This is a genomic window from Rhizobium mongolense subsp. loessense, from assembly GCF_900099775.1.
Classification (GTDB): domain Bacteria; phylum Pseudomonadota; class Alphaproteobacteria; order Rhizobiales; family Rhizobiaceae; genus Rhizobium; species Rhizobium loessense.
The window spans coordinates 440,484-461,106 of the sequence record NZ_FMTM01000003.1 but is presented as its reverse complement, the minus strand read 5'-3'; the positions used below and the strand labels follow the sequence as shown (position 1 = coordinate 461,106).

21 protein-coding genes are annotated in these 20,623 nt (G+C 61.9%); 16 read left to right on the top strand and 5 right to left on the bottom strand.

The window, feature by feature from the left end; translation table 11 throughout:
* Positions 1-33: 33 nt before the first annotated feature.
* Positions 34-192: a hypothetical protein gene (locus tag BLP23_RS13475; RefSeq protein WP_039845264.1), complete on the bottom strand. Its 159-nt coding sequence runs from the start codon at positions 190-192 to the stop codon at positions 34-36.
* Positions 193-426: 234 nt separating this feature from the next.
* Here BLP23_RS13475 and BLP23_RS13470 point away from each other — a divergent pair, with 234 nt between their 5' ends.
* On the top strand, positions 427-786 hold the full coding sequence (locus BLP23_RS13470) for an SPW repeat protein (RefSeq protein ID WP_092585328.1): 360 nt from the start codon (positions 427-429) through the stop codon (positions 784-786).
* Positions 787-1,136: 350 nt separating this feature from the next.
* Positions 1,137-1,391, top strand: a complete 255-nt coding sequence (locus tag BLP23_RS35275; protein ID WP_208603153.1) for a transposase — start codon at positions 1,137-1,139, stop codon at positions 1,389-1,391.
* A 341-nt stretch (positions 1,392-1,732) separates the two neighbouring features.
* Here BLP23_RS35275 and BLP23_RS13460 read toward each other — a convergent pair whose 3' ends face one another.
* Positions 1,733-3,235 (bottom strand): hypothetical protein, encoded by a 1,503-nt coding sequence (locus tag BLP23_RS13460; protein ID WP_233426694.1) that lies wholly within the window; start codon positions 3,233-3,235, stop codon positions 1,733-1,735.
* Positions 3,236-4,040: 805 nt separating this feature from the next.
* Between BLP23_RS13460 and BLP23_RS13450 the strand changes: the two genes are divergently transcribed.
* The 5 genes from BLP23_RS13450 to BLP23_RS13430 all read left to right on the top strand — a co-directional run bounded on the left by BLP23_RS13450 (position 4,041) and on the right by BLP23_RS13430 (position 8,804).
* Entirely contained in the window at positions 4,041-5,354 is a 1,314-nt protein-coding gene (locus tag BLP23_RS13450; RefSeq protein WP_092585326.1) for an ABC transporter substrate-binding protein, read from the top strand.
* Between the two features lie 179 nt (positions 5,355-5,533).
* Positions 5,534-6,415, top strand: a complete 882-nt coding sequence (locus BLP23_RS13445) for a branched-chain amino acid ABC transporter permease (protein WP_092585325.1) — start codon at positions 5,534-5,536, stop codon at positions 6,413-6,415.
* Positions 6,412-7,374, top strand: a complete 963-nt coding sequence (locus BLP23_RS13440) for a branched-chain amino acid ABC transporter permease (protein WP_092585324.1) — start codon at positions 6,412-6,414, stop codon at positions 7,372-7,374. Before BLP23_RS13445 ends, BLP23_RS13440 begins: the two co-directional genes overlap by 4 nt.
* Positions 7,362-8,105 carry an ABC transporter ATP-binding protein gene (locus BLP23_RS13435; protein ID WP_092585323.1) on the top strand — a complete coding sequence of 248 codons (744 nt, stop codon included), beginning with the start codon at positions 7,362-7,364 and terminating at the stop codon, positions 8,103-8,105. The genes BLP23_RS13440 and BLP23_RS13435 overlap by 13 nt, the downstream gene beginning before the upstream one ends.
* Positions 8,106-8,108: 3 nt before the next feature.
* Positions 8,109-8,804 (top strand): ABC transporter ATP-binding protein, encoded by a 696-nt coding sequence (locus tag BLP23_RS13430; protein WP_092585322.1) that lies wholly within the window; start codon positions 8,109-8,111, stop codon positions 8,802-8,804.
* A gap of 5 nt (positions 8,805-8,809) precedes the next feature.
* On the opposite strand, the gene BLP23_RS13425 is transcribed toward BLP23_RS13430, so the two are convergent.
* Positions 8,810-9,289, bottom strand: a complete 480-nt coding sequence (locus BLP23_RS13425; RefSeq protein WP_092585321.1) for a MarR family winged helix-turn-helix transcriptional regulator — start codon at positions 9,287-9,289, stop codon at positions 8,810-8,812.
* 300 nt (positions 9,290-9,589) lie between these two features.
* Between BLP23_RS13425 and BLP23_RS13420 the strand changes: the two genes are divergently transcribed.
* The 6 genes from BLP23_RS13420 to BLP23_RS13395 are packed head-to-tail and all read left to right on the top strand — an operon-like array spanning position 9,590 to position 16,846.
* A complete protein-coding gene (locus BLP23_RS13420; RefSeq protein ID WP_092585320.1) occupies positions 9,590-10,441 on the top strand; it encodes an FAD binding domain-containing protein in 852 nt (283 codons plus the stop codon).
* Complete coding sequence (locus BLP23_RS13415; RefSeq protein ID WP_092585319.1) at positions 10,438-13,224, top strand: molybdopterin-dependent oxidoreductase; 2,787 nt, start codon at positions 10,438-10,440, stop codon at positions 13,222-13,224. Before BLP23_RS13420 ends, BLP23_RS13415 begins: the two co-directional genes overlap by 4 nt.
* Positions 13,225-13,236: 12 nt before the next feature.
* A complete protein-coding gene (locus tag BLP23_RS13410) occupies positions 13,237-14,730 on the top strand; it encodes a 6-hydroxynicotinate reductase (RefSeq protein ID WP_092585318.1) in 1,494 nt (497 codons plus the stop codon).
* A gap of 46 nt (positions 14,731-14,776) precedes the next feature.
* Complete coding sequence (locus BLP23_RS13405; RefSeq protein WP_167363883.1) at positions 14,777-15,736, top strand: UPF0280 family protein; 960 nt, start codon at positions 14,777-14,779, stop codon at positions 15,734-15,736.
* Positions 15,681-16,265, top strand: coding sequence for an amino acid synthesis family protein (locus BLP23_RS13400; protein WP_092585316.1), 585 nt, complete (start codon positions 15,681-15,683; stop codon positions 16,263-16,265). Before BLP23_RS13405 ends, BLP23_RS13400 begins: the two co-directional genes overlap by 56 nt.
* Entirely contained in the window at positions 16,262-16,846 is a 585-nt protein-coding gene (locus tag BLP23_RS13395; RefSeq protein WP_092585315.1) for an amino acid synthesis family protein, read from the top strand. The genes BLP23_RS13400 and BLP23_RS13395 overlap by 4 nt, the downstream gene beginning before the upstream one ends.
* 242 nt (positions 16,847-17,088) lie before the next feature.
* Here BLP23_RS13395 and BLP23_RS13390 read toward each other — a convergent pair whose 3' ends face one another.
* On the bottom strand, positions 17,089-18,306 hold the full coding sequence (locus tag BLP23_RS13390) for an amidohydrolase family protein (protein ID WP_092585314.1): 1,218 nt from the start codon (positions 18,304-18,306) through the stop codon (positions 17,089-17,091).
* Between the two features lie 206 nt (positions 18,307-18,512).
* Here BLP23_RS13390 and BLP23_RS13385 point away from each other — a divergent pair, with 206 nt between their 5' ends.
* From BLP23_RS13385 to BLP23_RS13375, 3 genes are all read left to right on the top strand, one after another.
* Positions 18,513-19,355, top strand: coding sequence for a ferredoxin--NADP reductase (locus BLP23_RS13385; protein WP_092585313.1), 843 nt, complete (start codon positions 18,513-18,515; stop codon positions 19,353-19,355).
* A complete protein-coding gene (locus tag BLP23_RS33680) occupies positions 19,352-19,585 on the top strand; it encodes a hypothetical protein (RefSeq protein ID WP_092585312.1) in 234 nt (77 codons plus the stop codon). The genes BLP23_RS13385 and BLP23_RS33680 overlap by 4 nt, the downstream gene beginning before the upstream one ends.
* Positions 19,586-20,014: 429 nt before the next feature.
* A complete protein-coding gene (locus BLP23_RS13375; RefSeq protein ID WP_208603148.1) occupies positions 20,015-20,416 on the top strand; it encodes an OsmC family protein in 402 nt (133 codons plus the stop codon).
* Between the two features lie 13 nt (positions 20,417-20,429).
* Here BLP23_RS13375 and BLP23_RS33125 read toward each other — a convergent pair whose 3' ends face one another.
* Positions 20,430-20,612, bottom strand: coding sequence for a hypothetical protein (locus BLP23_RS33125; protein WP_139187058.1), 183 nt, complete (start codon positions 20,610-20,612; stop codon positions 20,430-20,432).
* Positions 20,613-20,623 lie beyond the last annotated feature (11 nt).

Sequence of the window (20,623 nt, the reverse complement as noted above, 5' to 3'; positions counted from 1 at the left end):
AGGCAGATGCTGTCCTCTCGCTTAGCCCAACATCTACCTCTTTTTCGACCCAGCGGACAGCACGCGATGCGACGCGTCATCCATCGCGCGGCTCGCTTCCTGGCCGTCACGCTTCAGGCCCCAGGCCGTATTTCCGCAAGACGAAAGCAGCAGTGCCGCGAGGCAGGCGAAGGCAAGCATGGATTTCGGCATCGATTTCCCCTGATAGGAATTGGCAATGCCGTGAACATGTTACACAAAACGGCAAAATCAATGGCGTGAGTCGAACAACTCCGGTCTTCATCATGAAGACGAAGATTACCGTACGACGCGAAGACCTCACCGGCGCAGCCACTTGAATGATGAATATCAGAAATTACTTATATTAATAGGCGTGCAGTGCACGCGGGAATGATGCTTTGTTAGGCATCATGCTGGGAGGTTGTTATGCCATACACACTGATGGAAGGAAGAAGGATACAGGATTGGGTCAACCTGGTCCTGGCGGTATGCTTGTTCATCTCGCCATGGGTTGTCGGCTTTGCGGCTGAAGCCGCGCCGACCTGGAACGCATGGATCGTCGGCATCATTCTCGGCGCCCTGGCGATCACGGCGCTTTCGGCTTTCGCCGAATGGGAGGAATGGGCAAACCTCGTCGTCGGCCTATGGTTGATTGCCTCGCCGTGGGCGCTCGGCTTTGCGGCCAGCGCAGCAGCGATGTGGACGGCCGTCATCATGGGAGTGCTCGTCGCTGCGATATCGCTATGGGCAGTCTGGGATGTTCATCATCCTCACGCTCACGCCTAGGCGCGGGTAACAGCAGTCCGACTGGCTGGATAGCATGCATTAAGGCAGTGAGGCGGCGTAGAGCAAAACAGCCGCCTCACGAAACGTTAGTTCGTTCTTACGGTTCTACTGAAAGCCCTGCATTATAGGGAAAATGGTGGGTGATGTAGGGCTCGAACCTTCGACCCGCTGATTAAGAGTCAGAGGGACTGGACGAGCGCTTCCCACGAATACTCTGCGGTTGACCAAGATGGGGAAGGTTCGGCTCGAGCGGTCCGTCCCAGCTGACGTGCCCGACTTGGTTCGCTGCTTGCGCGAGTTTGGCGAACCGGTCCATCAGGTAGGGCGAAGCTGGCACGCTCACTCAACATCTGGCCATATGGATTACGGAGGCAGGTTTCGATGTGGTGTGCATCGAGGCTCGCCAGGTCAATGGCGCACTTTCGGCTATGCGGAATAAAACCGACAAACACGACGCTCGCGGCATCGCCCAACTGCTGCGATTAGGTTGGTACAGTCGGGTGCATGTTAAGAGCGTCGAAATTACATCCGTGCGCCGCTCACGAGCCGCAAGGTCATGCAGCGGAAATGCATCGACCTTGAAAACGAAATCCGCGGACTTCTGAAGGTCTTCGGCGTTAAATTTGCCGGCGTACCGGCAAAACCATGCATCTTCTCAACTCATCATTATTTGACGAGCATTTCGCAGAACAGTTTTGGTGACAATGCCGAAATGAAACAAGAGGCTTCGTTTTCTCCAACTTTAAGGTTTTACCCCTCACACAGGTGCTTAGTGTTCGCGCATGAGAGTGTTTCCTGCTTAATTAAAGGGGCAGGAACAAAACCCTGTTTCTGGCACACGGGCCTAAGGATTGTCTGGTGTTGCTGGAGAAGTTCACCTCGAACCTCGTCGACGACGACCGGTTGGCGTTCCACAAGGCCGATGGAGACGGCGCACTTTCTTTTGCTATCCCGCCACTGGTGTCGACAGCAGCCATAAGCCGAAGACCGTGTAGAAGACCATCCCTGCGGCAAGAAAAAGTTGGCTGCGGACGGCGCCCTTCGTTGTACCGAACTGCTCGATTGCGACCATGTGGGCGAGCGTGATGCCGGCGATATGTCCCGCCACCACGATGACGGTCTGCACCGTCCAGAGGATCGAAACCCTTTCCAGATTGGTGAGAAAAGATGTCGTCGGATGCAGATGCGCCGTCCCGAACAAATTCCATCCGAGCGAAAAGGGATCGGATATCGCGGCGGCAAAATACTGGCCATTGACGAGCAGCACCGTCAGGTAATGGGCAGCGTGAAAGGCGATCGAGATTGGAATGATGGAGACGACGAACAGCCCGGCCGAAGCCGCGAGCGCCGCCCGGTGGGGCCAAGCTGCAGCCCGGTTTCCCAGATATACGGCGAGATAGAAGACGACGACAAGCGCGGTAAATGCGGCCAGAAGCCCGAACATATTGACCGTCATCATCGCGCTGCGGCCGGGAAATTCGAGCGGATTGACGCCCATCGATCCGAGCCACGTGAAGGTCTTCGAAAACCCGTCGAAGGAGACAGTGGCAAGCGTCAGTAGCACAAATAGCGTGGCGCTGATGGAGAGCGGACCCCCGGTGACAGAGCGCCGGCCAGGCCATGTGAGCACGAGCCAACGGCGGCCCCGTCTTCGACGCCCCGAAAACGGAGCGACCATGCCGACAAAGCGGAAGAAGACCGACAGGGCCTCTCCTCGCCGCATCCATTCGCCTTGCCCGAAAACGATCATCGCAACGAGATTGAAAAGCCAGTAGATCGCAGCCGCGACGGCCAATTCCGGCGGATTGTCAGGCGCGAGGGAAACCAGTTCGTACCAAGCGATCAACAGAAACATCAGCGATGCCGGCAGGTGGCCTGCGGTCTTGGGCAAGGTGACGAGCGCCGTCCGTGCGAGATGGCTGCCTGTCATGGTCCTTAGCGCCGCAAGCGGCCCCGTCCAGGGATTGAGCCACGGCCACAGATTGCCGAAAAGCGCCTGCAGAAGCGTGAATCCGACCCAGAAGACCGTCCAGATCGTCAGCGGCAGGAGGTTTTCGAGCGGATCCGGCGTGGCGAAAAGGCCGGCGGCAAATAGGACCGCGAGCAGCGCGAAACTGAAGAGACTGGCGCCATTCCGGGGTACACAAGGCAGCCGCGCACAGGTCAGTTCAACGCGCGTGAGCGCTTTGAACCAGGCCGCGGGTACGATGGCGAGCGTCACGAAGGAGGCAGCGACCGCCAGCGCCCCGCCCGTTCGGTAATAGCCGGTCGGCAGCAGCATGACGAAACCGCGTTCGCTGCCATGGGCAAAAGCGGGGCATGCAAATGAGACGGCTATGGCCACACTGCCGCTGGCAAGAGCCGCGCCTTTTTGCAAAACCGGAAGGATCGACGGAATGCCCCCACGCGCGGCGGAAAATCCAGTGTACCAAGGAACGCTGATCCTCATCCCTGCCCCCGCAGATTATTGTTTGCATACGAACACAAATAAGGGGGGAATGTCCATGCCGACCCGCGAAAATGCCGCATGCGGCAGGGCCAGCCAATCAGCCCGCTCGTCATCGACATCCACCCTGGCGGAAATCTTGCCGTAGCGGATGGCGACGAGGTTGCCTTCAAGCTCGAAGAGCTGGTAGCGTCATGCCAAAGCTGTCCTTACCGAGGAGAGGCAGCCTGCGAGCGATTTGTTATGCCAGCAGCCACGACGGTGGCGCCTGCCTCATGATAGCAACGCCTTATCACGGCAGACGCCGGATCTTTGCGTCCCTTGACTGCGCGACAACTCACGGCGGGCACGCCTGACAAGAAGACAAATCGTGATCCGCAAGGGCTTATGCGCATAGTCGGCAGCCATTCCGCCTTCTTCCAAAACGACCGCGAAGCCCTGATTGGGTATGGCGGTTCTCTTTGCCGAACGCGGTATCCCGCAAAGCCCATGTTGTCCAAGCTTGCGACTGATTTCGGGTTGCCCGATGCCGCCTGTACGGGCTTGCAAGCCAGCGTCATTCCGCCGGCTTTTCGGGGGCAGCCTCTGCGGCTCGGGCGACTGCCAACTGGCAGCTATGCGCGAGGAGGACGTAACGATCGTCGAGAGCCTGAAGTGAGCGATGGGAACGGGCTCTTCAACCTCCATGAAGGATCGCAGACGCCTGACCCTTGTCAATTACATTTTCTCGTGATTTGTTGGCAAACGAACGATCTGACACGGTATAAACAGACGGCAGACGTCCGCTTTCAGCACAGGGGAACCAACAATGTCCAACAGCATTATCAAGCCCCAAAAGGGCATCTCCAGACGTTCGGTCTTGCAGGGAATGGGTGCTGCCGCCGGTGCGGGCCTGGCCTCACAGGCGATGCCCGGCTTTGTCCGCTACAGTCAGGCGGGCACGTCAGAGCCGGTGAAGATCGGCCTCCAGCTCCACCGTACCGGCATCGGCGCCTCCTACGGGCGCTGGTACGAGCGCGTGACGGCGGCCGCCGTGAAGGTCATCAATGACGGCGGCGGCATCAACGGCCGGCCGGTCGAGGTCATCATCGAGGACGACGGCACCGATCCGAAGCGCGGCGCCGAAGTCGTTGAGAAATTCGCGACCCAGCACAAGGTCGACGTGGCTTACGGCACCCTCTTTTCGCATGTGGTCATCGGATCTGCGCCGCGCGCCGGCGAACTGAAGATGCCCTATGTCGTCGTCTCGGAGGGCCACCACGTGGCCTCCGGCAAGCTCAATCGCTATGTCTTCCAGCCGGGCATTACCGATGTGCGTTCGCAGGTCATCGCGATGGCGCCGTGGATCTCCAAGAATCTCGGCAAGAAGGTTGCAATGATCTTCCCTGACTTTGCCTTCGGCCACGATCACCGCGATTATTTCTCCGAGGCGATCAAGGCGCAGGGCGGCGAGGTCGCGGGGCTCATCGCCATCCCGCCGACGGAATCCTCCTTCACCCGCTATCTGCCGCAGATCCCCTCCTCTACCGAAGTGCTTTACCACGTCATGGTCGGCCCGGCGGTACTCACCTTCGTCAAGGAGCTCGGTCAGTTCTTTGGCTCCAGCCGGCCGCAGATCTTCGGCTTCATCGACAGCCTCGAGGCGGTTGACCTTGCGACGCCGCAGCTCGAATTCCTGGAAGACACCTATTTCTGGGAAGGCAATCCGCGCTACGCCCAGAAGAATCAGACAGAGTACGACAAGTTCTACCGCGAGATGGTCGGCGTGGACGCCAATGGCGCCAGCACCTCGGATCCCAAGGACATCTCGACCTATTCCCACATGTTCGGCTGCTGGGAGTCGCTCTTTGCCATCAAGCAGGCGATGGAAGCCAGCGGCTATGATGGCCAGACGCCCAAGGACAAGCAGGGCTTCATCGAGGCCATGGAGGCGATCCAGAAATTCGATGAGGGCCGCGAACATCCGCAGGGCGACAAGACCTTCAACGGCAAGAACCACCAGTGCTACGGTCACCAGAATATTTCCAAGGTGACCGGCGGGCGCCTCGAAGTCGTCCACAGGACGGCAATCGAGGACGGCCTCTACGAGGTCAGTGCCGACTACACGAAAATGTCCCTCTAGCCTAAAAAGGGCTAAAGAGCCGCGGCAGCTTAAGAGCAATCCCGTCGCGGCCAATTGTGCTCGGGTCCGGTCCGGCCGCAACGCGACCGGGACGGCCACACGTGCGGCGTTGCGCGGGGTGCCGGATTTGTGCATTCCTGTGCGAGGCGCTGGCATAACCCCTTGCAGAGGACATTGTCGTGGATCTCGGCCCTTTTTTGCTGCTGGCAACACTCGAAGGCCTGCTACAGGCAGCGGTGCTGACGCTGACGGCTCTCGGCTTGAGCCTGGTTTTCGGCGTCATGCGCATCGTCAACGTCGCGCATGGCGAATTCTACATGCTCGGCGCCGTCATCGCCTGGTGGACCGCATCGCTCCTATCGTCCAATCCGGCTGCGGGGTTCTTTTTGGCTCTGGTCATCAGCCCGCTTTTGGTGGGCGCAATCGCCTATGCCTGCGAGCGACTGATCCTAAAGCGGCTGGAATATGATCCGGAAGCGACGATCGTGGCCACCATCGGCATGCTCTATGTAATCCAGCAGACGGTGCTGATCTTCTATGGCCCGGATGCGCGCCCGGTCGAGGCGCCCTTCTTCTTCCGCGTCCAGTTCCCGTGGTTTGGCTATTCCGGCTACAATCTCTTTGTCATTGCCGCTGCCATCGCGCTGCTTTGCCTCTGCTGGTATATCCTTACGAAAACGCGCCTTGGCCTCATCATGCGGGCGACCCAGTTCGATCGCGAAACGGCGCAGGCCTTCGGGATCCCGATCGGCAAGGTCTACGGCTATGTCTTCGCTGCCGGCGCCATGCTCGCGGCGATTGCGGCCGTGCTGATCGTACCGATCCGGCAGGCGCATTACCTGATGGGGCTCGATCCGCTGCTGCTGTCCTTCATCGTCGTCATCATCGGCGGCCTCGGGAGCCTGCGCGGCACGGTCATCGCCGCGCTGATCATCGGCCTTAGCGACGGCATCATCTCCGTCTTCTTCTCGCCGACGCTCGCCAAGATGATCTCGACGCTGCTGGTCGCGCTTGTTCTCGTCTTCAAACCCGAAGGCCTTTTCGGAGCGAAGGCACGATGACAGCGCCAAGCTTCACCAAGGCCGCCGGGCTCCATCTGCTCGTCATCGTGTCGCTCTTTGTTCTGCAGTTCGTCCTGCCAGCTTACCACCACTTGGCGATCACCCGTATAATGGTGCTTTCAGTCTTTGCCATGGGCTATAACCTGCTCTTCGGCTATGCGGGGCTGCTCAGCCTCGGTCATGCGCTGTTCTTCGCTGCCGGGCTCTACGGTGCGGGGCTGACGGCCTATCATCTCGGATGGAGCGTACCGACGGCCTTCGTTGCCGGCACCGGCTCGGGTTTTCTCGCGTCGCTCTTGATCGGGCTGATCTCGCTGAGAACGAGCGGCGTCGCCTTCATGATCGTCACCATGATGTTCGCGCAGGTCGCCTATCTCGCAAGCCTTTATTTTACCACCTATACCCGCGGCGACGAGGGCCTGGTGATGCCGGAAGCGGCCCGCCGCTTCGAGCTTTTCGGCGCAAGCTTCGATCTCACCGATCCGACAGTTCGTTACAATATCGCGCTGGCGCTGCTGACGCTGACGACCGCCGTCATATTCTCCATTGTTCGCGGAACGACCGGCCGCACATTGGTCGCGATCCGCGAAAACGAGCCGCGCACGCTGATGCTCGGCTACGACACGTTCCGGATCAAGCTGAAGGCGCTGGTAATCTCCGGCACGCTGTCTGCGATGGCAGGCTCGGCCTATGCACTCCTCTTTGCCTATGTCGGCTCGTCCTTCGCCTCGATCCAATATTCGATCGACGCGTTGCTCTTCACCTTGCTCGGCGGCGCAGGCACGGTTCTCGGGCCGCTGCTCGGCACCATCACCATGTTCTACATGATCGATATCGCCAGCGAATACACCGCCGCCTACCTGCTGATAACCGGTCTGGCGCTTATCGCACTCGTGCTGTTCTTCCCGAAGGGCATTATCGGGACCATCCGCGAAAGGTGGGTATCATGGCTGCCGTGACGCTACTCAGCACCAAGGGCCTGTCTCGCAATTTCGGGGGTCTGAAAGCAGTCCAGAATGTCGATTTCGAGCTGGAGGCCGGCGAGATCCGCGCGATCATCGGCCCGAACGGGGCCGGCAAGACGACCTTCGTCTCGCTGCTTTCCGGCCGCATCGCCCCAAGCAGAGGCAGCGTCGAATTCCTCGGCCGCGACATCACGCGCGAGCCCGCCTTCAAGCGCGTACGCCAGGGTATCGCCTATACGTTTCAGATCACCAGCGTCTATTCGAAACTCAGTGCTTACGAAAACGTCGCGCTCTCTGCCCAAAGTGCCCTCAGCCGCACGAAGGAGCCGTTCGCCCCGCTGCACCGCGAACAGATTTCAGAGCGGGTCCATTTCGCGCTGCGACGCGTCGGACTTCAGGATCGTGCAGCCGCTAGGGCCGGCGAACTTTCCTACGGCCATCAACGGCTCCTGGAGGTCGCGATGGGCCTTGCCCTCGAACCGAAACTGCTGATACTCGACGAGCCTACCCAAGGGCTCTCCGACGGCGAGATCGAGAATTTCTGCGCCCTCGTCCGCGAGATCGCAGAAACTGCGACGATCCTTCTGATCGAGCACAACATGCCCGTCGTCATGCAGCTTGCCAATACGATCACCGTGCTCAACGCCGGCGAAATCCTCGCCAGCGGCACGCCGGAAGTCATCCGTGCCAATCCCGCCGTGCAGGCGGCCTATCTGGGATCCTGAGCCATGCTGAGTGTTTCCGGGCTGAACGTCTATCATGGCACCAGCCAGACGCTGAAGGATTTCTCGCTATCGGTCGGTGCCGGCGAGGTGCTTTGCCTGCTCGGCCGCAACGGCGCCGGCAAGACGACCGCGCTGAAGGCGATCATGGGTCTCCTGCCGGCGCGTTCCGGCAGCATCAGGCTTGCGGGTGCGGAACTGACTGCCCTTCCCGCTCATGAAGTGCCAAGGCACGGCATCGGCTACGTGCCGCAGGGCCGGCGGCTGTTTTCGGAGCTTACCGTCCGGGACAATCTCGAGATCGGGCTGATGACGCGCAACACCTCGCGCGATATTCTCGAGCAGGTACTGACCCTCTTTCCCCGCTTGCGCGAGCGACTCAATCAGGTCTCGGGAACGCTTTCCGGTGGCGAGCAGCAGATGCTGGCCACCGCACGCGCCCTTTGCATCGATCCGTCTGTAATCATGCTGGACGAGCCGACCGAGGGACTGATGCCCTCGATGATCGCCGCCATCCGCGATGTGGTGCTCAGACTGCGCGACCAGGGCAAGGCGATCCTGCTGGTCGAGCAACGCGTCGATGCCGTGCTGTCGGTCGCCGATCGCGTGTCCTTCGTGGAGAACGGCCGGGTTCAGGCGACGGTTCCGGTCGATGAGCTTCGCGGTAATCCGCATCTGCTCGACAGATATGTCGGGATCTGATGATCTCAGCAGATCTTGCGCAACAGCTCCAGCAGCATCAGCCGCTCGCCCGCCGTAAGCGGGCTCAGCGTCTGTTCCGAAACCGAAAGCGCTGCGACGACATTGTGCGAGATCGCTTCGAGCCCATCTTCGGTCAGCGACAGGACGAGCCGGCGCGCGTCGTTGCTGTCCGGCAGGGTGCTGACGAAGCCGCGCTTGACCAGCCTGTCGACAACGCCCTTGATGGTCGCCGCGTCCATCGCCGTTTCCCGCCCAAGCCTGTTTTGCGAGCAGGGCTGGATTTCCTTGAGCTTCGTCAGCGCCGCCCATTGGGTCGTCGTCAGCTTGTCGTTGATAAGGCTCGCGAAGATCGCCACGTGGCGCTGGTTCGCCTGGCGAAGAAAGAAACCGATCTGTTCGTGCAGCACGTAGTCGCGCGGCGCCTCTGGTCCGATCGACGCTGCTTTCTTCTCTCTCTTCTCCGCCACGGCTCGGTCTTCTCGCATTTTCTCTGAAATTTTGCCTGTATACAAATGAACTGCGGACAGCATTCGATGCGATTGACCGTCTCGTCGGCACCTGATTTTTTGAGTTTCGCCGAATTGCCCGTTTAGACTTTATGCGACAACGTGGTGACAAAGGAAAGCCCCATCGGGAAGTCCGCTGTAACCCGGGGCGTAAATCATTGTAGTAACGCCCATATTCGTGCCGGTAAGCTTGCGGGCACCACTCCAAAAGCTCGCTTGACAGCGTAGGGATGTCATCCGATACTTATTCGTATACAAATAAAAAAATTGGGAACAGAGATGCGCTATTACACTCCGCGGAGCTGCGAGGAGGCCATCGCGATCCTCGCATCCGGCCCGCATGACGTGCTGGCCGGCGGCACCGACTATTACCCTGCCCTTCGCGACCGCCCGGCGACGCGCGATGTGATCGATATTTCCCGTATTGACGAGCTTCGCACAATTCGAAGGGAGGGCGATGGCTGGCGCCTCGGCGCGGCCACCACCTGGAGCGATGTGGCGCGCGCAAACCCTCCCCCACTCTTTTATGGCCTGCAGGCCGCCGCCCGCGAAGTGGGTGCGCTGCAGGTTCAAAACGCCGGTACGATCGCCGGCAATATCTGCAACGCTTCGCCGGCCGCCGATGGCGTGCCGCCGCTTTTGACGCTCGACGCCGAGGTCGAAATTGCCTCATGCGAGGGGCGCCGCACCGTTCCACTGTCTGCCTTCATAACCGGCGTTCGCAGGACTGTTCTGCGCCCCGGCGAACTGGTGACTGCCATCCTCGTGCCGCACCGGGACGCCGCTTCCGCCTTCCTGAAGCTCGGCGCCCGCAGATATCTGGTGATCTCCATCGCCATGGTTGCCGTTCTGCTCGAAACCGACGGCTCGGGCCGCGTCGCCCGGGCGAGAATCGCCGTCGGCGCCTGCTCGCCGGTCGCCCGCCGCATAGAGGCACTGGAGGGCGAGCTTGCGGGCCAGCCGATGGACGGCGAGATCCTGGCGTCTGTCGTCGAACTGCGCCACCTTTCCGTCCTTTCGCCGATCGACGACGTGCGCGCGGATCGCGCCTATCGGCTCGAAGCCGCAACAGAGCTGCTCCGCCGTGCCTTGCGCGCAGCGCTTGCGACAGCCGGGGAGCTTGCGGCATGAACCGGATCGCTGAAGCCAAGATCGCGGCGAATGCCGTTGCAGTCAACTTCATCCTCGACGGCAAAGCCGTCGCTGCCCATGTGCATCCCGCACGCCGGCTTTCCGAAACGCTGCGAGAGGAATTCGGCTGCAAGGACGTCAAGGTCGGCTGCAATGCCGGCGACTGCGGCGCCTGCACCATACTCCTCGACGGCGAGCCCGTCTGCTCGTGCACCACAGCGTCGGCGCAGGCCAATGGCCGTGCGGTCGAGACGCTGCGCGGGCTTGTCGACACGGACGCGGTCGCAAAAGGTCTCGCCGAAGCCTTCCAGCGCCATGGCGCGGCCCAGTGCGGCATCTGCACGCCGGGCGTGATCGTCACGGCGACCGCGCTGCTGCGCTCCTGTGGGCCGCTGGACGAGACCGTCGTTCAAGATGCGCTCGGCGGCGTGCTATGCCGCTGCACCGGTTACCGCAAGATCATCGACGCGATCCTCGATGCCGGCGGCGCGCACGAAAGACCCGCAATGCTAACCGACGGCGGCGTTGGCGCGGCCATTGTCCGCGTCGACGGGCTTGCAAAGGTCACGGGCCGCGAGGCCTTCGGCGATGATGTTGCGCCCGATGATGCGCTGGCGCTTCGCGTCGTCCGCTCGCCTTATCCGCATGCGGCTTTCGCCTTCGGCGATCTTATGGCCTGGCGCAGGGCCAATTCCGGCGTCGAGCTGGTGCTGACGGCCAAGGACATTCCCGGCAAGAACTGCTTCGGCGTCATCCCGCCCTTTGCCGACCAGCCGGTCTTTGCCGAGGGTGTCGCGCGCTTCCGGGGCGAGGCCGTCGCGGCCGTCGTCGGTGAGGCGAACGCGATTGCCGCACTCGATCTCGATCGTTTCCCGATCGCCTGGGAAGAGCGCAAGCCGGCAATGACTGTCGCAGACGCGCTCTCGCCGGACGCAGCCCTCCTCCACGGGAACCGCCCGGGCAACGTGATGTGCGGCGGTTTCGTCAAGCGCGGGGATGTCGAAGCCGGCTTCGCCGCCGCCGACATCGTCGTTGAGGGCGATTTTTCAACCGGTTTCGTCGAGCACGCCTACATCGAGCCGGAAGCCGGCTATGCCGTTCGCAATGCCAATCGGCTGGAAATTTATGGCTGCACGCAGGCACCATTCATGGACCGCGACAGCTTGGCCGAGATCATGGGGCTGTCGCCGGAGGCCGTGCGCGTGGTGCCTTCGGCCTGCGGCGGCGGCTTCGGCTCCAAGCTCGATCTTTCCATGCAGCCCTATATCGGTCTTGCCGCCTGGCTCACCAACCGGCCGGTGCGCATGGCCTATTCCCGCACGGAATCCATGCAGTCCACTACAAAGCGCCACCCCAGCGAGATCACGATCCGCATCGGTGCGAGGCGAGACGGAAAGATTGTTGCCCTTGATTTCAACGGCGATTTCAACACCGGCGCCTATGCCTCCTGGGGGCCGACGGTCGCCAACCGCGTGCCGGTACATGCCTCCGGCCCCTACTTCATCGAGAACTATCGCGCGCAAAGCAGGGCGATCCACACGCACTGTCCGCCATCCGGTGCCTTCCGCGGATTCGGCGTGCCGCAGGCGGCCGTGGCCCAGGAGTCCCTGCTTGACGAACTGGCGCTGAAGCTCGGCATGGACCGCCTGGAAGTTCGCCGGCTAAACGCGCTCGACAACGGCCAGCCGACGGTAACGGGCCAGGTCTTCGACAAGGGCGTCGGCATCGGCGCCTGTCTGGAGGCCCTGCAACCGGCCTGGGATCGCGCCAGCGCGCAGGCAAAGGATCTCAACGCCGAGGCCGCGCGTTCCGGCAGTCCGCTGCGCTGGGGCATCGGCGTCGCGTCCGGCTGGTACGGCTGCGGCAACACCTCGCTGCCCAACCCCTCGATCATCAAGGCGGGCATCCGCGCCGATGGCACCGTCGTACTGCACCAGGGCGCAACCGATATCGGCCAGGGTTCGAACACCGTCATCGCCCAGATTTTCGCGACCGCGCTGGGCGTGCCCGTCTCTGCCTGCAGGCTCGTCGGTCCGGATACCTCCCTGACGCCCGATGCCGGCAAGACCTCCGCCTCCCGCCAGACCTATGTTTCCGGCAATGCCGCCAAGCTTTGTGGCGAAGCGCTGAGAAAGCAGATCCTGCGGCTCGGCAATGTCTCGGACGATGCCGAGATTAAGATCGGGGCCGGTGTCATCCGCCTCGCCGACGGCGAGGTGCGCCGGACGGTCCATCTTGCCGAAGCCCTGCCTGCCAACGCGGATGGCTACGTCATCATGGCCGAGGAAAGCTACGACCCGCCGACAAAACCGCTCGACGCGAACGGCCAGGGGCATCCGTACGCGGTCTTCGGCTATGCTGCGCATCTGGTCGAACTCAGTGTCGACATGGCGCTCGGCACCGTCAAGCTGCGGCAGTTCACCGCCGCCCATGACGTCGGCCGGGCGATCAACCCGCTGCTGATCGAGGGGCAGGTCCAAGGCGGCATCGCCCAGGGTGTGGGGTTTGCGCTGATGGAGGAATTCGTTCCGGGACGCACTGAGAACCTGCACGATTACCTCATCCCGACCTTCGGCGACATTCCGCCGGTCGAGACCCTGATCGTCGAGGTCGAGGACGGCCATGGGCCCTACGGCGCCAAGGGGCTCGGGGAGCATGTGCTGATCCCGACTGCGCCGGCGATCCTTAACGCAATCCGCGATGCTGCGGGCGTGCGCATCCACCACTTGCCAGCGACGCCGGCGAAGGTGATGGCGGAGATCCGCGCCGCGACGAAGAACTGACGGGAAATCCCAATGGTCAAACAAACGATCGAAAGCACACTAGACGGCAAGATCCGCTGCGATGCTTGCCCCGTGATGTGCTACATTTCAGAGGGCAGATCCGGCGCCTGCGACCGCTACGCCAATGTCGGCGGCGACCTCATTCGCGTCGATCCCCTGACGATCATCGAGAACCGGAAGGACAATGGCGGCCAGCTCGTTTCCTTCCTGCCGGGCGCCGAAGACAAGGACTGGGACGGCGATCTTGTGCAGGCGAAGCGCTCCTTCGTCACCGCCGTCGGCGCCGGCACCACCTATCCGGACTACAAGCCCGCCCCTTTCATCGTCTCGCAGCAGGAACGCGGCATCGACATGGTGACCGTCGTTACCGAAGGCATCTTCAGCTATTGCGGCGCCAAGGTGAAGATCGACACCGACCGCTATCTCGGCCCCGAAACTTCTGCCGTGCGCGTCGAAGGCGAGCCGGTTGGCCATGTCACGACCGGCGAGTATGGCTCGCAGATGCTCTCGCTCGGCGGTGTCCATCACCTGACCGGCGGAACCAAGAAGGAAGGCCGCGTCACCTGCGACGCACTTCTGCGGCTCTGCAACGGCGAGGCCGTGGAGATGACGATCGACGGCGGCGCGGGGATCGTGGTCAAGGCGGGTACGGCACCGATCATCAACGGTGTCGAGGAACAGCGAATGCGCGTTGGCTGCGGCTCGGCGACCATCGGCATGTTCGCCAAGCAATGGGCCCAGCACGTGGACGAGGTCGTCGTGGTCGACGACCACATCACCGGCGTTCTTTCCGAACACCAGGCGGGCCGCGTGCTAAACGTCCCGGCAACCGGCATCAGGATCAAGGGCCGCCGTTCAACCCCTGGTCGCTATTTCCAGGTGGCAGAGCCCGGCACCGGCTGGGGCGGCACCAACATTTCCGATCCGCTCTCGATCCTCGGCGCGTTTGACCCCAAGACCGCCTATCCCGGCCTGCGCCTTTTGATGGTATCCACTACAGGCGAGCAATGCGGCTACTACATTCTCGACGAAAACCTCACGCCCGTGCTCCAGACGAACCTGCCGGAGGATATCCGCTTGTCGGTCGAGCAGATCGCCGAAAATTGCGAGCCGGCCGTCTGCTCGGTGCTGTTCATGGGCGGCGCCGGAGGCAGCCTGCGCGCAGGGGTCACGCGCAATCCGGTGCAGCTCACCCGCTCGGTCAAGGAGGCGCTGACCTACGTATCCTGCGGCGGCGCGCCGGCCTATGTCTGGCCCGGCGGCGGCATTACGGTGATGGCAGACGTGACGCAGATGCCGGCGAATTCCTTCGGCTACGTGCCGACCCCCGCACTCGTCGCGCCGATCGAATTCACGATGCGCCTTGACGACTACCGTGCGCTCGGCGGCCACATGGAAGCGGTCGTACCAATCGAGGAGGCGCTGAAGGTGGCGGAACGCAAGGTCGCCCAGCGCCAGGACGTACCCTGGCCGACCGAAAGCCAGAACTTCAAGTGGCAGGCATGACACGGATAGCGACGGAGTGACGACCTTGGGTCCTCAGGCGAGATACTTGCCGGATCAGGACGGATCGGGTGGCAGGCTGCATCTGCAGCACGGCCCGATCGACCTCGTCATCGGCGCCGATGACGGCGGTCGCCTGCGTTGCGACGCGGCAGAAATGCGCGCCCGTGCCTTCGACGCCGCAAAGGCGAGGTTCGAAACGGTGCTCGAGGAGCTGACGTCGGAGCTGCCGCTGCTGCGCGCCGAAGCGGATCCGGACATGTCCAATCCGCGCGGAAGCGTTGCCAGACGGATGGTCGCGGCGGTGAAGCTGCTTTCGCGATACCGCTTCATCACCGCGATGGCCGCCGTTGCCGGCGCCGTCGCGGAGGAAATTCTAGATTCAATGGTTGCGGCTTTCTCACCGGTCGAAAGACCGGCCCGGATCTACGTCAACAATGGCGGCGACATCGCTGTCCATCTCTGCGGTGACGCCTCCTTTCGCGTCCGCATCGCGCGGCTAGACAACGTTTCGCTTGGCCATTTCGAGCTGAAGGCCGCCTGCCAGAGCCGCGGTATCGCCACCAGCGGAAGGGGGGGCCGCAGCCTCTCGCTCGGCATTGCCGAATCCGTCACCGTCATCGCCCGCACCGCGGCCGGGGCGGATGCCGCCGCCACGCTCATCGCCAATGCCGTCGATCTCCCCGGCCATCCAGCAATCGAACGCGTCCGCGCCGTCGATGTCTGCGACGATAGCGATCTCGGAACAAGGCTCGTCGTGCGCAATTGCGGCAGGCTTTCATCCAACGAGGTCGAGGAAGCCCTGTCACGCGGCGTCGCGGAAGCTGAACGCTTCATAGCGCTCGGTTTCATCGAAAGAGCCGCGCTTTTTCTTCAAGATCGGGGGCGCCTGGCAATGGCGAGCGATCAGGATTCCACCGGAATCACAATCAACGCAACGGAGCACGTCAGCCATGGCCGAACCAAGGATCAGGAAAATCCTTACAGCGGTGGAGGAAATCCGCCATGAAGGCGGCACGCCACGGGCAAAGCCGCTGAAGCGCGGCGCCGTGCTTGCCGTTATCGAAAATCCGTTCGCAGGCGCCTATCATGAGGATATTCAAGGCTTCATGAAGGATCTGGAGCCTCTCGGCCTCGACATGGCGAGGCGGCTGATAGAAGCGCTCGGCGGTGACGCGGACGCGATCGAGGGCTATGGCAAGGGCGCGATTGTCGGTCAGGCCGGCGAACTGGAGCATGGCGCCCTGTGGCATGTGCCGGGCGGCTATGCCATGCGCGAGGCATTGGGCAACGCTAAGGCGATCGTGCCCTCGACGAAGAAAGTCGGCGGCGCCGGCACGCGGCTCGACGTTCCGGTAACCCACATCAACGCGTCGTATGTCCGCAGCCATTTCGATGCCATGGAGGTCGGCCTTGCCGACGCGCCGCGCGCTAACGAGATCGTGCTCGCGCTGGTAATGACCACCGGCGGGCGCATTCACGCCCGCGTCGGTGGACTGAAAGCAGAAGACATCAAGGGAGAGGATGGACTGAGATGAAAGCCGAAATCCGTAAACTCGCCGTTTTTCTCGAGGAAACCCATTCTGAAATGGGCCGGACGGTTTCGCCGCCGACCCGCAAGGCGGCCGCGGTCGCGGTTATCCGCAACCCCTTTGCCGGACGCTATGTCGAGGACCTGACGCCGCTGATCGATATCGGCGCCGAACTCGGCGGTCTGCTGGGGGAAAAATGTGTTGCGGCACTGGGCATTGAGCCCTCCAAGACCCAGAGCTACGGCAAGGCAGCCATGGTCGGCGAGAACGGCGAGCTGGAACATGCCGCCGCCCTGCTGCATCCCGCCATGGGCAAGCCGCTTCGCGCCGCCGTCGAGAAAGGCGCGGCCCTGGTCCCGTCTTCGAAGAAGCGTGGCGGCCCCGGCCAGGCCCTCGACATTCCCCTCGGCCACAAGGATGCAGCCTTCGTCCGCTCGCATTTCGACGGCATGGAGGTAAGCCTCAATGATTCCCCGCGCGCCGACGAGATCATGGTCGCCGTCGCCGTCACAGACAGCGGCCGGCCTTTTGCCCGCGTCGGCGGCCTGAAGGCGGACGAGATCGAAGGCAAGGACGGACTGCGCTAGATCATGGTGATTTTGGTCCAATCTGCCCAAAATCATGAATGTAAACGATTTTAAAAAGTTAAGGTTCGGTGCAGGCGGAAACCCGCCTATCCAGCTCTAGACCAGAGAGCCTCGACAGGCTGGCCAACTTGGACGTGTCTGCCCGGATTGCTGAAGGCAAGTCACCTACTTTCAATAACCAAGCGCCGGTTCAAAGCGTTACAACCATCTAAGTACGCCCGGATGGCGCGGCAAGAGCTGCGTCAGCCCCCATACCGGGCATACCGGCCGAAGACGATCTCTGGCAGCGCCGTGGCCGGCGGCGTGTTGCGGCTTCGCTGCGTCCGGATCACGCCGTCGATGACCGTCATGCCGATCCCCGGCAGATTGCCGAGCTTCACGGACTCGAGGAGGGTCGCGCCCGGCGCATGCTGGGCCCGGTCCATGATGACGAAGTCGGCCGTCCTGCCGGGCTCGATGATGCCGCAGTCGAGATTGCGCTGGCGGGCCGTATTGCCGGTGGCAAAACAGAAGGCTACCTCCGCCGGCGTGTCAGAAAGACTGGCGACCAGCGACACCATGCGTAGGATGCCGAGCGGCTGCACGCCGGAACCCGCTGGTCCATCCGTGCCGAGAATGACCTGATCGAGCTTCTTGAGTTCACGCGCCGTGTTGACCGTTAGCAGCGCCGCACGCTCGTTGCCATTGTGAACGATCTCGAGACCCCGCATGCAGCGCTCGCAGATGCAGACGATCTGGTCGTCCGGCAGCGCCGTATGCCCGCCGTTCAGATGGCCGACCACGTCGGTGTCCGCCTCCAGCACCACATCCTTGTCGATCAGACCCGAGCCGGGAATCGAAGGACCGCCGGTGTGGATTGTGCTCTGGATGCCGTATTTGCGGGCCCAGGCCACCATCTGCTTGGCATTGGCCGCGTCCTTGACGCTGCCAAGACCGACTTCGCCGAGCAGCTTGACGCCGGCCTCCGCCAGATCCTTGAAATCCTGCTCGACCATGCCCGTCTCGATCACCGGCGCACCGGCATGGACCTTGACCCCCGAGGGGCGGAAATTTTCGTAGAACCGCTGCGAGGCAATCGCATGCGCTTTGAGGCCGACGATGTCGCGCGGACGGCCGGGCGCGTGCACTTCGCCAGCCGAGATCATCGTCGTCACGCCGCCGTTGAGCGTCGAGTCGATCCAGTTCAGTTGCTGCTGGCGCGGTGTGTAGTCGCCGATCACCGGATGGACGTGGCTGTCGATGAGCCCCGGGGCGACCGTCGTCGCCCTGGCGTCGACGATCGTCTTGGCGCCTTCCGTGTCGATGTCCTTCTCATAACCTACAGCGGTGATAATCCCGTCGTCGCAAACGATGCAGTCGCCGTCGAGGATCGGCTGCTCGATCTTGCCGGAGAGGATCAGGCCGATATTCTTGATGACTAGCCTGCCAGCTTTTTCGTTTCCGCCCGCTACATCAGCCATTTTCGTCCCCTTCCCTTATTTATTGCACGCCGGATCCGGGCGGATTTTATCTGCGGCACGGTTCGGCGATCCAATTTGCACACGAATGTTAACTTCGCCGGAAATTTCTGTCGAGCCCAAATCCTTTATTGACAAAAGCGCAGTTTCGGATTTCCATTTCATTCGTACACAAACAAATTATTGCCGAGATGGAATGGGAAAACGGGATGATCACGCAATCAACCGGCAAAACGGGTGCGGGAGAGAAGCAGGACGCCGATAGGCTGAAGTTTCCAACCCCGGCAGACGTCTTTGCACAGACCGTGACGGCGGTGAAGCACTATACCGACCGGCTGTTCCATTTCCGCATCACCAGGCCCGCGAGCTTTCGCTTCCGATCTGGCGAATTCGTCATGATCGGCCTCCCGAATGTGCCAAAGCCGATGTTCCGCGCATATTCGATGGCCAGCCCCTCTTGGGACGAGGAGATCGAATTCCTTTCGATCAAAGTGCGGGGCGGGCCGTTCACCGAACACCTGCAGAACATCATCCCCGGGGACACGGTGCTGATGCGCAAGAAACCGACCGGCACGCTGGTGCTTGACGCCCTGCTGCCGGGCAAGCGGCTCTACCTCTTCTCGACCGGAACCGGCGTCGCGCCATTCGCGAGCCTTATCCGCGATCCGGAAACCTATGAGAAATTCGAGGAAGTGATCCTCGTGCAGACCTGCCGAGAAGTCGCCGAACTCACCTACATCACCGAACTGGTGGACGGGCTTAAGCACGATCCGCTGATTGGCGAAGCAGCAAGCGGGAAACTACGCCTCCACACGACGACGACACGCGAAGCCTTCCCCCGCATGGGCCGCGTCACCGATCTCATCCGCAGCGGAGCTTTCTTTAGCGAAACCGGCCTGCCGCTCTTCGATCCGCGACAGGACCGCGCCATGATCTGCGGCTCGATGGAGATGCTGAAGGACAGCAAGACGGTTCTTGAATCCTTCGGCCTCGTCGAAGGCGCCAACCATGCGCCGGCCACTTATGTCGTCGAACGGGCGTTCGTCGGTTGACGGAATTGAACTACGCCATTGGGTTGGTCGCGGGCCACCACCTGATCGGGTTCGTCTTCATTGAATTCACAGTCGAAACATTGCAGGCGTCGCCGTTCCTGAAGGACGTATCCCGACGACAGGACAATGCCGCGTGTTCGAAGATGGCAGCGGCCGAGCGCACATTCAAATCGCCGGTTAACGGTGTCGCGCCGAAATTGGCCTTTCACGCTTTACTGCGCAAATTTTGAAGCGGTCCGCACGGCGCAACTGATACCCTTCGAGGAGACGCTTGGAGCGACGTTGCCGAAACTCGACTGCCCCGTGCTGCGGCCGGGTGAAATCCGGATCGCGCAGACGGTCGAAATCTCCCGCCCAATTTTTCCAGCACCTTATTCGATTCAACTGTGGCTCCAACTGTGGTTCAAACGCTCTCCCTTAAAATCAGTTGGTGTCAAACCGGGAAGAAATCCCGCGTTTTCCAACCGAATAAGGGAGAAACACCATGAACCTGCAGACCAGGGCGCCGCGTCCACCACTCAGCGGCGTCGACACGCCGACCCTCTTCAGCACCATCAACTTCGTTGTGGGCCAGCCGGACTTGGCCACATTCCAGTTCCGTGCCCGCAACGACTGGATCGAGGGCACCCACAACCGCAGTGAAATGCAAGGCTTTTTCGGTGCCGGCGCCGAGCAAGCATATCAAGTCTTATGCCGCCGATGGCGATCATCCGACGGTGCTCTGCGGCGCCGATAGCGGCCCGACGCCCGTCGAATGGCTGCTCCACGCGCTCGCCACCTGCCTGACCGCTGGCATAGCCAATATCGCGGCGACCCGTGGCGTGAAGCTTACGAAGGTGCGCTCCTACGCTGCCGGTGGCATCGATCTGCGCGGCATACTCGGCATATCGGACGAGGTCCGCAACGGCTACCAGAACATTGCGATCCGCTTCGAGATCGAAGGCGACGCGCCCGCAGAAAAGATGCAGCTGATCCTGGATCAGGCGCAGGCGCGGTCGGCGGTATTCGACGTCCTGGCCAACGGCGTTCCCGTCTCGGTCGGCATGGCCCCGGTGCAGTAGCGCTCGTTATTCCTCATGCGATCCGGCCGCCCAACGCCGGATCGCCCTCACCAAGGAGGACGAACATGTATGCGACCGATGTCGCTATCTCGGCGGTGGCCAGGCTGGGCTTGCAATGAGCCGTTGCCTTTTCAACTGCGGTATAGAGCATCTTGTCTTCGAACGCGGCACGATCGGCGGTCGTTGGCAAAGCCATGCCCGGGATTC